Source organism: Enterobacter cloacae complex sp. R_G8, from assembly GCF_024599795.1.
GTDB lineage: Bacteria > Pseudomonadota > Gammaproteobacteria > Enterobacterales > Enterobacteriaceae > Enterobacter > Enterobacter dissolvens.
Window position 1 is genome coordinate 3,641,596 of sequence record NZ_CP102246.1, and the last position, 14,345, is coordinate 3,655,940.

Below are 14,345 nucleotides of genomic sequence, written 5' to 3' on the forward strand. Positions count from 1 at the left end.
AATTCCCGGTTTTTCCCACGAAGCGGCGACAAAAAATTTTTATAGCTAATTTTTGCTGATAATCAGTTGAGTCATTCATAACCAACCGATGAGATCTTGCTCACATTTCAGCCATTTCGGGCCCTGCACCACCGCTAACAGTTCCGGCACTGAGACAGTGCAATCAGGTTATCGATCGGTCGTTTTGCGACGGCATTATCCTAAAAAAGCCGCTTTTTTAATCAGTTCAACGGTTCTGGCAGGAGATTTGCAGATTCATTAACGAGCCTCACCCACATACCTTTTTAAGGAGAGAAAGATGTTGAGTCTGCGTGCAGTCAATCAGTTTTACGGAAACCAACATACGCTATGGAATGTCGATTTGGATTTACCACAGGGCTTATGCACAGGGGTGGTTGGCCTGCCCGGCATGGGGAAAACCACCCTCATCAACTGCATCACCGGCGCGTTACCGGTCGAGAGCGGAACCATCGTCTGGCACGAAGCCGGTGCGCCACCCTGCGATTTACTGCGTCAGAGGCCGGATCAACGCGTGCTGCCGGGGATTGGCTACGTGCCACAGGACCGACGGATTTTTTCGCAACTGACCATTGAGGAAAACTTGCACATCGCCATGCGGGCGACGGGGGCAACGGACTCGGGCGCAAAAAGCGATGTCTATGACCTGTTCCCGCAACTGTGGGCACTGCGACAGATTCGGGCGAACGGGCTTTCCCCGGACGATCAGTATCAGCTGGCGCTGGCTAACGCGCTGGTCAACCGACCGCGGGTATTGATTCTGGATGAGCCACTGCAGGGCGCAGGGTACAGCTTTGCTCAGAAGCTGGGCCATCTGCTGGCGCGACTCAATCGTGAGCTGGGGATGACGGTGTTATTAGCCGAGCAGCAGCTGTCGTTTATCCGCCGGGTAGCGGATCGCTTCTGTATGCTTTATCGCGGGCGTAACGTGGCCCAGGGCCACGTTACCGAGCTGGATGACGAGCTTATTGCCCACTGGATGTCGCGGGAAGCAAGACACTGAGGTCGAGGTAATGCCCGGTGTCGGCGTGCTCAGCACCGTCCGCGAGCCACGGGATCTCCCCAAGGAACGGCGCGGGAAGCACCCGCCTGAGCGTGGTCAGATACTCCTGATGACGCTTACCGGGTGCGACCACGTCGTTGGCTATCCAGCCCGCCAGACGCAGCCCGGCCTGCTGAACGGCCTGTGCCGTTAACATGGCGTGGTTGATACAGCCGAGCTTCACCCCGACCACGAGGATCACCGGAAGCTGCTCGCGCTGGACCCAGTCAGCAAACGTCAGCTCGTCCGACAGCGGCGTAAACCAGCCGCCCGCCCCTTCCACCAGCACCCAGTCAGCCTGGCGTTCCAGTGCGCGCAGGCCGTCCGAGAGCACGGAAAACGCGATGGGGCGGCCTTCGTCGGCGCTAATAATGTGCGGCGACGTCGGCTCGGCAAAGGTGTAGGGATTCACCGCCGCATAGTCCAGCGGCAGCGTGCTGTTACGCTGCAGCGCCAGCGCATCGGTATTGCGTAATCCCTGTGCCGTCATCTCACTTCCGGAGGCGACGGGCTTGTACCCGGCGGTGGTTTTGCCCTGCAGACGAGCCGCCTGCAACAGCGCGGAACTGGCCACCGTTTTACCCACTTCGGTATCCGTTCCGGTGACAAAATAACGTTCAGTCACGTTCGATAATCCCATGAAAGAGTTGATAAGAGAGCGGGAACGTGCCCCGCCGCTGCGGCCAGGCCAGCTCCAGACGCTGCAACTGCCCGCGCGTGAGTGGTTTTCTCTCGCGTCCGGCATGCAGATGCGTAGCGCCAATGCCCTTCAGCGAGCGCATGGCGCTGAACGCATCGCTAAAGTTCAGCGTGATGGTTTGCACCTGGCTGCGAAAGCGCCAGCCCGTCAGCGCGTCCGTCACCTGGTCATACGCTAAAAAGCGGTTGGCGTGCGGCTGTTCGTCTACCGCTTTCCACGCCTGATTCAGCTCGGGCAGCGAGCTTTCCAGCAGGGTAGTAAAGGCCACCTTTCCGCCCGGACGCGCCACGCGATACAGCTCGTTTAACGCCTGCGAAAGGCTGCTGCACCACTGTACCGCCAGGTGACTCCACACCAGATCGAACTGCGCATCCGGCAGCGGAAGCGACTCAATATCGCCAGACAGATAGCGGTCCGCCGCCTGCTGCTGTTGCGCCTCGAACAGCATCTGCTCAGAGAGATCGAGTGCGGTGACGTGGCTTCCCGCGTCGCGCCAGTAGCGGCTGTTACCGCCGGGGCCGCATCCGGCATCCAGGACGAACGGAAAACTGCGCTCACCGAGTAACTCAAGCAGCCCCTGAGCGCTCTGACGCTGAAGCTCATCATGCTGCGAATAACTGCGCGCAGCCCGGCCAAACGCCGCCGCAATGGCCTGTTTATTGACTGGCGACATGGAGAGCCTCCAGCAGCGCATCGATATCTTCCGCTGTGTGCGCCGCCGTCAGCGTCAGGCGCAGACGCGCCGTACCCGGCGGCACGGTGGGCGGACGGATGGCCGTGACCCACATTCCCCGTTCGCGCAGCGTCTGTGCCAGCGCGAGCGCGCGGCCGTTTTCCCCCACGATAACGGGCTGGATGGCGCTCTGCGAATCGGTGCTTTGGAAAGGAAGCCGGTCCAGACCCTGACGGAAACGCTGAATATGTTCTGCCAGACGCGCGCGCCGTTCAGCCCCCTCTTCACCGCGGATCACCTCCAGCGAGGCAGAGAGCGCCACCGCCTGCGCAGGCGGCATACTGGTGCTGTAAATCAGATGTCGGGCGAACTGCAGCAGATAATCGGCAACGGACTCGCTGCACAGCACGGCGGCCCCGCTCACGCCAACGCCTTTGCCAAAGGTGACGATCAGCAGTTCCGGCTTCACGCCTTGCTGACTGGCGCTACCGCGACCTTCCTCCCCCATCACGCCAATACCGTGGGCATCATCCACCAGCAGCCAGGCGTTTTGCTGTTTCGCAACGTCAGACAGCGCACGAAGCGGCGCGCTGTCGCCATCCATGCTAAACACCCCTTCCGTCACCACCAGCTGTTGTCCGGCACAGGGTTTATCCAGCAGCGTGGCGAGCGAAAGCGCATCGTTGTGGGCAAAGCGCCGCAGCTGTGCCGGGCTGAGACTCGCCGCCTCCAGCAAGGAGGCATGGCTTAAGCGGTCCGCGACGATACGATCGTCCTTGCCCATCAGCGCGGCAATCACCGCCTGATTGGCGGCAAAGCCGGAGATGAACAGCAGCGCGCGCGGATAGCCCAGCCAGTCGGCAAGCGTCTCTTCCAGCGCCTGATGTGCTGTCGTATAGCCGCTGACGTGCCCCGAACCGCCGCTGCCCACGCCGTAGTGTTCCGCCCCCTGCTGCCAGGCGCGGACAATCGCCGGATGCTGGCTCAGGCCGAGATAATCATTGCTGGAAAAATTACAGTACTGCCGCCGGGCGTGGGTCAGAAAACGGCCTGCACCGTTTTCCACTACCCTGCGAACGCGAAAAGCATCCCGCGCCCGGCGCGCTTCCAGCGCGGATTGAATACGAGCCTGCCAGGTCATACGGATGCCGCGTTGTAGAACTGTTCGGTATCGGCGTTGAAAATCTGCTGCTCCAGTTGCTGCTGTTGCTCGTTATCTCCCGCCAGCACCTCGGTCTGATGCGGGTTCAGCCCCAGCTTGCGGAACAGCTGGACGTCTTTGTCCTCTTCCGGGTTCGGCGTGGTCAGCAGCTTGCAGCCGTAGAAGATGGAGTTAGCGCCAGCCATAAAGCACATCGCCTGCGTCTGCTCGTTCATCTGTTCGCGACCGGCAGAAAGGCGGACGTATGAGGTTGGCATCATGATGCGCGCGACCGCGATGGTGCGGATAAAATCAAACGCATCGACATCCTCGTTATCCGCCAGCGGCGTGCCTTTGACCTTCACCAGCATGTTGATTGGCACGCTTTCCGGTGGGGTCGGCAGGTTCGCCAGCTGCAGCAGCAAACCGGCGCGATCTTTCACCGTTTCACCCAGCCCCACAATCCCGCCTGAGCACACTTTGATGCCCGCTTCGCGCACTTTGTCCAGCGTATCCAGACGCTCCTGATAGGTACGGGTGGTGATGATGTTGCCGTAAAACTCTGGCGAGGTGTCGAGGTTGTGGTTGTAGTAATCCAGCCCTGCAGCAGACAGGCGCTGCGCCTGCTCTTCGTTCAGCGTGCCGAGGGTCATACAGGCTTCCAGCCCCATCTCTTTGACCCCTTTCACCATCTGCTCCAGGTACGGCATGTCGCGATCGTGTGGGTTTTTCCATGCCGCCCCCATGCAGAAACGGGTAGAGCCCGCGTTTTTCGCCTTACGCGCGGAGTCGAGCACCTGCTCCACTTCCATCAGACGTTCGGATTCCAGCCCGGTTTTATAGCGCGCGCTCTGCGGGCAATATTTGCAATCTTCCGGGCAGGCACCGGTCTTGATCGACAGCAGCGTACTGACCTGAACATGGCGCGGATCGAAGTGCTGACGATGCACCTGTTGGGCTTCGAACATCAGCTCCAGGAAAGGTTTATTGAATAATTCAGTGACTTGCGACATCGTCCAGCGTGCGTGGTGAGCCATGGGGCTTCTCCAAAGGGTTTTGTTAATTTTCGGTTCGGTTTATACTCGTAAACCTAAAACTTTTCAAAATGGTTTACAAGTCGATTATGACCCAGGACGATCTCGCCTTCGACCAGCAACATATCTGGCACCCTTATACCTCCATGACCCGCCCGCTTCCGGTCTATCCGGTGGCCTCGGCCCACGGCTGCGAACTGCACCTTGCCAGCGGTGAGACGCTGGTTGACGGTATGTCCTCCTGGTGGGCGGCCATTCACGGGTACAACCATCCGCGTCTGAATGCCGCGATGAAAGCGCAGATTGACCAGATGTCGCATGTGATGTTTGGCGGCATTACCCATCAACCGGCGGTTGATCTCTGCCGTCGTCTGGTGGCGATGACGCCCGATGCGCTGGAGTGCGTGTTCCTTGCCGATTCCGGCTCGGTGGCGGTGGAAGTGGCGATGAAAATGGCACTGCAGTACTGGCATGCCAGGGGGGAATCCCGTCAGCGGTTCCTGACCTTCCGCAACGGCTACCATGGCGATACCTTTGGCGCGATGTCGGTGTGCGATCCGGATAACTCCATGCACAGCCTGTGGAAGGGGTACCTGCCGGAAAACCTGTTTGCCCCGGCCCCGCAGAGCCGTTTCGACGGTGAGTGGAATGAAATGGACATGGTCGGCTTTGCGCGGCTGATGGCCGCCCACCGCCATGAGATTGCCGCCGTGATCCTCGAACCGATTGTTCAGGGTGCTGGCGGGATGCGCATGTACCATCCCGAGTGGTTAAAACGCATTCGTAAAATGTGTGACCGCGAGGGCATTCTGCTGATTGCCGATGAGATCGCCACCGGGTTTGGCCGCACGGGTAAGCTGTTTGCCTGCGAACATGCGGGTATCACACCGGATATCCTGTGCCTGGGGAAAGCGCTGACCGGCGGCACCATGACGCTCTCCTCCACCCTCACTACCCGCCAGGTGGCCGACACCATCAGCGACGGCGAAGCGGGCTGCTTTATGCATGGCCCGACGTTTATGGGCAATCCGCTGGCCTGCGCGGTGGCAAACGAAAGTCTCGCGATCCTGCAAAACGGCGAGTGGCAAACGCAGGTGGCGGCGATTGAGGCGCAGCTGAAAGAAGAGCTGAGCGCCGCCTCGGGGGCGAATTTCGTGGCGGACGTGCGCGTGCTGGGCGCCATCGGCGTGATTGAGACCACCCATCCGGTGAATATGGCGGCGCTGCAGCGTTTCTTTGTACAGCGGGGTGTCTGGGTGCGGCCTTTCGGCAAGCTTATCTACCTGATGCCGCCGTATATCATCACGGCTGAACAGCTACGCACGTTAACCGCCGCGGTAGTTGAAGCCGTTAACATTCCGGCGCATTTCACGATTTGACCCTATGCGTTACACTTCCTGAACGAGTGAATAACGAGGGCAAACCGTATGAAAATCATCAGTAAAGATCTGCGCGACGGCGAAAAACTGCCTGAGCGCCACGTCTTCAACGGCATGGGGTATCAGGGAGATAATATCTCTCCGCACCTGGCGTGGGACGATGTACCGGCGGGCACAAAAAGCTTTGTGGTCACCTGCTACGACCCGGATGCGCCAACCGGCTCCGGCTGGTGGCACTGGATTGTGGCCAACCTGCCTGCCGATACGCGCGTCCTGCCGCAGGGTTCCGGCTCCGACCTGGTCGCCCTGCCGGAAGGTGCCATTCAGACGCGCACCGATTTTGGTAAAGCCGGTTACGGTGGCGCCGCGCCACCAAAAGGAGAAACGCACCGCTATATCTTCACGGTGCATGCGCTGGATGTAGAGAAGATTGAGGTCGACGAAGGGGCGAGCGGCGCGATGGTAGGGTTTAACGTGCATTTCCATTCGCTGGGGAGCGCGTCGATTACGGCGATGTATTCGTAGTCGTGCGGGCTGATGCCCTCACCCCGGCCCTCTCCCACAGGGAGAGGGTTAGGGTGAGGGCAAAATATCACAACACCGGCGGCAACAACCCCACCAGACGCCCCTCTTCCAGAAGCTGCATCGCCTTATCAATATCCGGCGCAAAGAAGCGGTCATCATCGTAATGCGATACGTGCTCACGCAGCACATAACGTGCCTGCTCCAGCAGCGGGCTGGACTTCAGCCCTTCACGCAGATCGATCCCCTGACACGCCGCCAGCCATTCCACCGCCAGCACGCCACGGGTATTGGCGGCCATCTCCCACAGACGACGCCCGGCAGCCGGCGCCATCGAGACGTGATCTTCCTGGTTGGCAGAAGTTGGCAGGCTGTCCACGCTGTGCGGGTGCGACAGCGCTTTGTTTTCACTCGCCAGCGCTGCGGCCGTCACCTGGGCAATCATAAAGCCTGAATTCACCCCGCCGTTGCGCACCAGGAACGGTGGCAGCTGGGACATATGCTTATCCATCATCAGCGCGATACGACGCTCGGACAAGGCGCCCACTTCGGCAACCGCCAGCGCGATATTATCCGCCGCCATCGCCACGGGCTCAGCGTGGAAGTTACCGCCGGAGACCACCTCGTTTTCCTGTGCGAATACCAACGGGTTATCAGACACCGCGTTGGCTTCCACCAGCAGCACTTCTGCGGCCTGGCGCAGCTGCGTCAGACACGCGCCCATCACCTGGGGCTGACAGCGCAGCGAGTACGGATCCTGAACCTTGTCACAGTTATGGTGTGAATCAGCAATCTCACTGGTCTCCGTCAGCAGATGGCGATACATCGCGGCAGCGTCAATCTGCCCGCGCTGGCCGCGTACGTCATGAATACGCGCGTCAAACGGACGACGCGAGCCCAGCACCGCCTCCGTGGTCAGCGCACCGCACACCACGGCCGAGGCGAACAGATCTTCGGCTTCAAACAGACCACGCAGCGCAAAGGCCGTGGAGGCCTGCGTGCCGTTAAGCAGCGCCAGCCCCTCTTTTGCCGCAAGGGTGATTGGCGCTAGCCCGGCCTTTTTCAGCGCCTCTTTTGCCGGGAGCCACTCTCCCTGCCAGCGCGCCTGACCTTCCCCCAGCAACAGCAGTGACATATGCGCCAGCGGGGCGAGATCGCCAGAGGCGCCAACAGAGCCTTTGGCGGGGATCCATGGATAGACTTCCGCGTTCACCAGCGCTATCAGGGCCTGGATCACGCTCAGACGAATGCCGGAGAAGCCGCGCGCCAGGCTGTTAATCTTGAGCACCATCATCAGACGGACAATCTCGTCGTCCAGCGGCTGGCCAACGCCTGCGGCGTGGGAAAGCACCAGCGAACGCTGGAGATTTTCCAGATCGTGCGTGGCAATGCGCGTCTGCGCCAGCAGACCAAAACCGGTGTTGATACCGTAGGCGGTACGCCCCTCAGCAATGATGGCTTCAACGCAGGCCACGCTGTCGTTAATGGCGGCATGGGCGCTTTCATCCAGCGAGAGCGTAACCGGCTGACGCCAGACGTTTCGCAGCTGTTTGAGCGTCAGTGAGCCGGGAGTGAGTGTTAACGCGTTCATTCATGCTTTCCTTGTGTGGCAGGGATCATCGGCAGGTTCAGTCCCTGCTCTGTGGCACATTCAATGGCAATCTCGTAACCCGCATCCGCGTGACGCATCACGCCGGTTGCCGGGTCGTTGTGCAGCACGCGGGCGATACGCGCGGCGGCTTCATCCGTTCCGTCACAGACGATAACCATCCCGGAATGCTGGGAGAAGCCCATTCCCACGCCGCCACCGTGGTGCAGCGATACCCAGGTCGCGCCACTGGCGGTGTTGAGTAAGGCATTCAGCAGCGGCCAGTCGGAGACCGCGTCTGAGCCGTCGCGCATGGCTTCGGTTTCGCGGTTCGGGCTGGCGACGGAGCCAGAATCCAGATGGTCGCGACCAATCACAATCGGGGCAGACACTTCGCCACTGCGCACCATTTCGTTAAAAGCCAGACCCAGCTTTTGCCGCCACGCCAGCCCAACCCAGCAGATACGCGCCGGCAAGCCCTGGAAGTTAATGCGCTCGCGGGCCATATCCAGCCAGTGGTGCAGGTGTTCGTCATCCGCGACAATCTCCTTCACTTTGGCATCGGTTTTGTAGATATCTTCCGGGTCGCCGGACAGGGCTACCCAGCGGAAAGGACCGATACCGCGACAGAACAGCGGACGAATATAGGCAGGAACAAATCCCGGGAAATCAAAGGCGTTATTTACGCCCATCTCTTTTGCCATCTGGCGGATGTTGTTGCCGTAATCGAAGGTCGGAATGCCCATCTCGCTGAACGCCAGCATGGCGGATACATGCTCTGCCATTGAACGCTTAGCGGCCAGTACCGTGCCTTCAGGATCGGTTTCTGCTTTTTGCTGGTAGGCTTCCCACGTCCAGCCTTTTGGCAGATAACCGTGCAGCGGATCGTGGGCGCTGGTCTGGTCGGTGACGAGATCGGGACGCACGCCGCGGGCCACCAGTTCCGGCAGGATCTCTGCCGCGTTGCCGCACAACGCTATAGACACCGCTTTACCTTCCGCAGTGTATTTTTTGATACGCGCCAGCGCGTCATCGAGGCTGTCGGCCTGTTCGTCAACATAGCGGGTACGCAGACGGAAATCGATGCGGCTCTGCTGGCATTCGATGTTCAGCGAGCAGGCGCCAGCCAGCGTCGCGGCCAGCGGCTGTGCACCGCCCATGCCACCCAGCCCCGCGGTCAGTACCCAGCGGCCTTTCAGCGAGCCGTTGTAGTGCTGACGACCGGCTTCGACAAAGGTTTCATAGGTGCCCTGCACAATCCCCTGGCTGCCAATATAGATCCAGCTACCCGCGGTCATCTGGCCATACATCGCCAGCCCTTTGGCATCCAGTTCGTTAAAGTGTTCCCAGGTCGCCCAGTGTGGGACCAGGTTGGAGTTGGCAATCAACACGCGCGGCGCGTTTTTGTGGGTTTTAAACACGCCGACCGGCTTGCCGGATTGCACCAGCAGGGTTTCGTCGTGTTCCAGTTCGGTCAGGGCCTTAACAATGGCGTCATAGCACTCCCAGTTGCGCGCAGCGCGGCCAATGCCGCCGTACACCACCAGCTCGTGGGGATTTTCCGCAACCTCAGGATCAAGGTTGTTCATCAACATGCGCAGTGGTGCTTCGGTGAGCCAGCTTTTGGCGGTAAGGGTGGTGCCGCGCGCGGCGCGGACATCCTGCTGACGGTATTTACCTGACGACATTGTGTGCTCCTCATACGGGACAGATGATGCATTTAGATATACTTGTATAGACAAGCACACACAAGGTCAGATTTAACAAAAAAGATACAATTTTGTTATATTGCGTTAGCTATCACGCTTTTAAAACTTATGACATAAAGTGGCCCTGCAACCGATAGCGGCTACCGGGGAACAGCAGTCTTGCATGCGACACAATCTGCGTGGATGACCAGGTGCGACGGCGGATCAGCAGGCAGGGATCGTGCTCTTTGATGCGCAGCAGCTCGCACTCCTGCGGCGTCGCGCGCACCGCTTCCACAATATGCTCCCCTTCCGTCAGCGGTGCGACAAGCGAGAGAAAGGCATGCGGCGTGGTCTGGGTGTAATCCTGGTCCAGATAGTCCGGTATCCGTTCGGCGTTTACGCAGCGATCCTCAATCTGCACCGGCACGTCATTTTCGAAATGCACCATTACGGAATGGAAGATCCGGGTCCCCTCCTTGACGTTCAGTACCGCAGCCTGCTCGGCGCTGGCCTGCGTCTCTTCAAGCACCAGCACTTCGCAGTGGTGCTGATGGTTTCGCGACGCTATCTCGTCCGCAATGCTGCGGATTTCAAACAGCGCCGATTGTCCTTTTGGCTCCGCCACAAACGTCCCGACCCCCTGCAGGCGCACCAGCAGGCCTTCGTCGGTTAGCTCGCGTAACGCCCGGTTGATGGTCATCCGGCTAAAACCAAACTGCGCCACCAGATCGGCTTCAGAGGGAATGCGGTCATGCGGCCGCCAGACGCCGGTGGCGATTTTTTCGCTGATCGTCTGCTTCACCTTTTCGTAGAAAGGCGCGGGAGAGCCGGACGGCGGCTGAGGTGAGCGTGAGAACATCGTGACTCCTTAAATGTTGTTATGCCCACCAGTGAGCAATTTGCCAGGCCAGACGGGCGGCAAGCTTCGCCCCCTGTCCGTCCCGATCGTAGTGAGGGTTAAATTCTACCAGATCGGCGGCCTGCAGTTTTCCGCTACGGCAAATGCGCTCGATCGCGGGCAGGAGATCCCGCGCCGGGACGCCTAACGCTGCGGGGGCTGACACGGCGGGCATCTCGGCTGCGGGCAGAACGTCCAGATCAATGGTGAGGTAAACACGATCGGCCTGCGCCAGCACCTGTTCCAGCGCTGATAGCGCATCCCGGTGGAAATGCAGATCGTCCACCAGCGTGGCGTTAAGCCGTTCAGCCTCGTCAAACAGCGCCTGGGTGTTCGCCGCGCGGCTGACGCCAAAACAGGCGTACTGAAATTCCCGCGCGTGGTCAACACAGTAGTTTGCCAGCTGACGAAACGGGGTGCCGGAGGTGGCCCGTTCAGCCTTGCGCAAATCAAGATGCGCATCCAGGTTGATGACCGCCACGCGCTCATTCGGGAACGCCTCAAGAATACCACGGCCGTGGGCCCAGGCGGTCTCGTGTCCGCCGCCCAACACCAGCGTACGCATGCCAGCCTGCTGACAGGTGACCACAGCATCGCTCAGTGCCTGTTGGCCCTCTTCCAGGTGGTCATCCTCAACGTAAACCGACCCCATGTCCACCAGCCGTTCGTGGCCGGAATGCGTTGCCATGTTCGCCAGCGCCTTACGCAGCACGTCGGGAGCCTGCGCCGCCCCCTGCCTGCCCTGATTACGCCTCACCCCTTCATCACAGGCAAAGCCTATCAGCGCAATCGCGGATGAAACCGGGGTAAATTGCGACGGCTGGCGTATGGTCTGAAAAATCCGTTTTGCGTTGCTGGCCTCGGCGCTGTCGTCTCGCCCCTGCCAGACCGTTTCGGCTACGGGCCGCCATAACGTCATACTGCCTCCCCACGGAAAATGCGTTGATACAGCGGATTGCGTCCCGGCTCGTAAACCATTTCTACCGGATGATCTGCATCCCAGACGATAAAATCAGCCATGAAACCAGCCTTTAACTGCCCGTGCGTTGTGCCACGCCCCAGCGCCTGCGCGGCGTGCCGCGTGACGCCAGCCCAGGCCTCTTCAGGCGTCAGGCCAAACTGTACACAGGCCATGTTCATGGCCAGATGAATGCTCGCGAACGGGCTGGTGCCGGGGTTGTAATCTGTGGCGACCGCCATCGGTACGCCCTGCGCCCGGAGCTGTTCGACCGGTGGACGCTGACGCTCCTGAAGAAAATAGAACGCGCCGGGCAGCAGTACCGCAACCGTGCCGCTTTGCGCCATGGCCTGAACACCGGCCTCATCCAGGTATTCGATATGATCGGCAGATAACCCTTTAAATCGGCTGACCAGCGCCGCACCGCCCAGGTTAGAAAGTTGCTCCACGTGCCCTTTCACCGGAATACCCCGTGCGCTGGCGGCCAGGAAAAGCCGCTCGGTTTGTGCTGGCGTGAAGCCGACGTTTTCACAAAACACATCCACGGCTTCGAACAGCCCTTTTTGCCACAGGTCGGGCATGATTTGCTCGCACACCAGGGTAAGGTACGCGTCTGGATCGTGGCGGTATTCCGCCGGAACCGCATGTGCCGCCAGCAGGGTTGGGCTGATCTCAACCGGATTACTCAGGCTGAGCTGGTGTGCGACCTGCAGCATTTTTTCTTCAGCCGCGGCGTTAAGACCGTAGCCGGATTTGATTTCCAGGGTGGTCACCCCTTCATTCATTAACCGCTCCAGCCGCTGCTGCGCCAGTGTAAGCAACTTTTCCGGCGAACTGTCGCGGGTTGCCGAGACGGTGGCGTTAATTCCGCCCCCCTGTGCGCTGATGGTCTGATAGGAGACGCCGTTGAGACGCTGCTCCCACTCCGCGGCGCGATTGCCGCCAAACACAAGGTGGGTATGGCAGTCGATAAGACCCGGCGTGACCAGGCGTCCACCGAGATCGACGCATTTATCATGCCCGGAAGGGAGATCTGCTTCAGGAATGACGGCCAGAAGGGTTTGACCGCGCACCACAAGGGCATGATGCGCTTGCAGGCCATAAGATTCTTCACCAGGAACCATTGTCGCCAGTCGCGCATTTCGCCATATCACATCGTCGGGATGAAGTTGCAGCATAAGCCTTTCACTTGTCATGGGTTGTATAGACATTTATTTTCATCTGCTGGCTGCTGTCAACCGCCTTTATGAAAATGTTATTTATTTGTGACGACTTTCCCGCCCCCTGCGGGCGAAAAATGCAACTTTTCCCCTTTTTATCTTCCCGTTTCGCTCAACTTAGTATAAAAAAGCAGGCTATTTCGTCTATCTCGTTTAAGACTTGCATACCCAGGAGCTTCACCTTGAACATTTCCAGGATTTCCCGTCTGGCGTTGGCACTCGCCTTTGGCGTGACATTATCCGCATGCAGTTCAACGCCACCGGATCAGCGACCTTCTGAGCAGGTCGCGCCAGGCACCGCATCCCGTCCGATTTTGTCCGCTGATGAAGCGAAAAACTTCGATCGCGCGCATTACTTCTCCGCGATGGATCCAAACGCAGCACCGTGGACGCCGTCTTCTATTAACCTGCCGAAGCAGCCAAACTTTGTTGTGGGTCCGGCAGGGGCGCAGGGCGTGACGCACACCTCTATTCAGGCTGCGGTGGACGCTGCCATCACCAAACACAGCGCATCTCGCCAGTACATCGCGATCATGCCAGGTGAATATGAAGGTACCGTTTACGTTCCGGCAGCACCGGGCAGCATCACCCTTTACGGTCTGGGTGAAAAAGCCATCGACGTTAAAATTGGTCTGGCGATTGATTCCGAAATCGACAGCACCACCTGGCGTCACCTGGTCAACCCGGCGGGTAAATACATGCCGGGCAAACCGGCCTGGTATATGTTTGATAACTGCCAGAGCAAGCGTGCCGCTACCATTGGCGTGATGTGTTCTGCGGTCGTCTGGTCTCAGAACAACGGTCTGCAGCTGCAGAACCTGACCATTCAGAACACCCTGGGCGACAGCGTTGATGCGGGTAACCACCAGGCCGTGGCGCTGCGTAGCGATGGCGACAAGGTGCAGCTCAATAACGTGAACATTCTGGGTCGTCAGAACACCTTCTTCGTGACCAACAGCGGTGTACAGAACACCCTGCAGAATAACCGTCTGACCCGTACGCTGGTGACCAACAGCTACATCGAAGGTGACGTGGATCTGGTCTCCGGTCGTGGCGCGGTGGTATTTGATAACACCGATTTCCGCGTCGTGAACTCACGTACCCAGCAGGAAGGTTATGTGTTTGCGCCAGCGACACAGTCAAACCTGTTCTACGGCTTCCTCGCCGTCAACAGCCGCTTCAACGCCGCCGGTGACGGCGTGGCGCAGCTGGGTCGCTCCCTGGATGTGGATTCTGCAACTAACGGCCAGGTCGTGATCCGTGACAGCGTCATCAACGAAGGTTTCAACATGGCAAAACCATGGGGTGATGCCGCCATCTCCAAACGTCCGTTCTCCGGCAATACCGGTTCTGTGGACGATAAAGGAAACGTGCAGCGCAACCTGAACGACGCTAACTTCAACCGCATGTGGGAATACAACAACCGCGGTCTGGGTAGCAAAGTGGTTGCTGAGCCGAAGCAGTAATCTGTTTTGCCGGGT

The 14,345-nt window shown here is 59.4% G+C and carries 13 protein-coding genes; 4 read left to right on the plus strand and 9 right to left on the minus strand.

All coding sequences use genetic code 11. The features are described from left to right. The first annotated feature begins 298 nt into the window (after positions 1-298). The gene (locus NQ842_RS17280) at positions 299-1,021 is read left to right on the plus strand and encodes an ABC transporter ATP-binding protein (protein ID WP_194516562.1); all 723 of its coding nucleotides are present in this window, start codon (positions 299-301) and stop codon (positions 1,019-1,021) included. Here NQ842_RS17280 and bioD read toward each other — a convergent pair. The 4 genes from bioD to bioB are packed head-to-tail and all read right to left on the minus strand — an operon-like array spanning position 984 to position 4,611. Further along, entirely contained in the window at positions 984-1,685 is a 702-nt protein-coding gene (gene bioD / locus NQ842_RS17285) for a dethiobiotin synthase (protein ID WP_194516561.1), read from the minus strand. The two genes, NQ842_RS17280 and bioD, sit on opposite strands and share 38 nt — an antisense overlap. Next, positions 1,678-2,433, minus strand: a complete 756-nt coding sequence (bioC, locus tag NQ842_RS17290; protein ID WP_047362378.1) for a malonyl-ACP O-methyltransferase BioC — start codon at positions 2,431-2,433, stop codon at positions 1,678-1,680. Before bioC ends, bioD begins: the two co-directional genes overlap by 8 nt. Continuing rightward, positions 2,417-3,574 carry an 8-amino-7-oxononanoate synthase gene (bioF, locus tag NQ842_RS17295; RefSeq protein ID WP_194516560.1) on the minus strand — a complete coding sequence of 386 codons (1,158 nt, stop codon included), beginning with the start codon at positions 3,572-3,574 and terminating at the stop codon, positions 2,417-2,419. The genes bioC and bioF overlap by 17 nt, the downstream gene beginning before the upstream one ends. After that, a complete protein-coding gene (gene bioB, locus NQ842_RS17300) occupies positions 3,571-4,611 on the minus strand; it encodes a biotin synthase BioB (protein ID WP_014831141.1) in 1,041 nt (346 codons plus the stop codon). The genes bioF and bioB overlap by 4 nt, the downstream gene beginning before the upstream one ends. A gap of 68 nt (positions 4,612-4,679) precedes the next feature. Here bioB and bioA point away from each other — a divergent pair, with 68 nt between their 5' ends. Beyond that, positions 4,680-5,987, plus strand: a complete 1,308-nt coding sequence (bioA, locus tag NQ842_RS17305; RefSeq protein ID WP_063425696.1) for an adenosylmethionine--8-amino-7-oxononanoate transaminase — start codon at positions 4,680-4,682, stop codon at positions 5,985-5,987. A gap of 48 nt (positions 5,988-6,035) precedes the next feature. After that, entirely contained in the window at positions 6,036-6,512 is a 477-nt protein-coding gene (locus tag NQ842_RS17310; protein WP_014831139.1) for a kinase inhibitor, read from the plus strand. A 67-nt stretch (positions 6,513-6,579) separates the two neighbouring features. On the opposite strand, the gene hutH is transcribed toward NQ842_RS17310, so the two are convergent. The 5 genes from hutH to hutI all read right to left on the minus strand — a co-directional run bounded on the left by hutH (position 6,580) and on the right by hutI (position 12,822). Next, on the minus strand, positions 6,580-8,100 hold the full coding sequence (gene hutH, locus NQ842_RS17315; RefSeq protein WP_257256127.1) for a histidine ammonia-lyase: 1,521 nt from the start codon (positions 8,098-8,100) through the stop codon (positions 6,580-6,582). After that, positions 8,097-9,785 carry a urocanate hydratase gene (hutU, locus tag NQ842_RS17320; RefSeq protein WP_014831137.1) on the minus strand — a complete coding sequence of 563 codons (1,689 nt, stop codon included), beginning with the start codon at positions 9,783-9,785 and terminating at the stop codon, positions 8,097-8,099. The genes hutH and hutU overlap by 4 nt, the downstream gene beginning before the upstream one ends. A gap of 127 nt (positions 9,786-9,912) precedes the next feature. Beyond that, a complete protein-coding gene (locus NQ842_RS17325; protein WP_014831136.1) occupies positions 9,913-10,647 on the minus strand; it encodes a histidine utilization repressor in 735 nt (244 codons plus the stop codon). Between the two features lie 19 nt (positions 10,648-10,666). Further along, entirely contained in the window at positions 10,667-11,605 is a 939-nt protein-coding gene (gene hutG, locus NQ842_RS17330) for a formimidoylglutamase (protein ID WP_118283161.1), read from the minus strand. Next, positions 11,602-12,822 carry an imidazolonepropionase gene (hutI, locus tag NQ842_RS17335; RefSeq protein ID WP_192544103.1) on the minus strand — a complete coding sequence of 407 codons (1,221 nt, stop codon included), beginning with the start codon at positions 12,820-12,822 and terminating at the stop codon, positions 11,602-11,604. The genes hutG and hutI overlap by 4 nt, the downstream gene beginning before the upstream one ends. A 224-nt stretch (positions 12,823-13,046) precedes the next feature. Between hutI and NQ842_RS17340 the strand changes: the two genes are divergently transcribed. Then, positions 13,047-14,330, plus strand: coding sequence for a putative acyl-CoA thioester hydrolase (locus tag NQ842_RS17340; RefSeq protein ID WP_194516557.1), 1,284 nt, complete (start codon positions 13,047-13,049; stop codon positions 14,328-14,330). Positions 14,331-14,345: the final 15 nt, after the last annotated feature.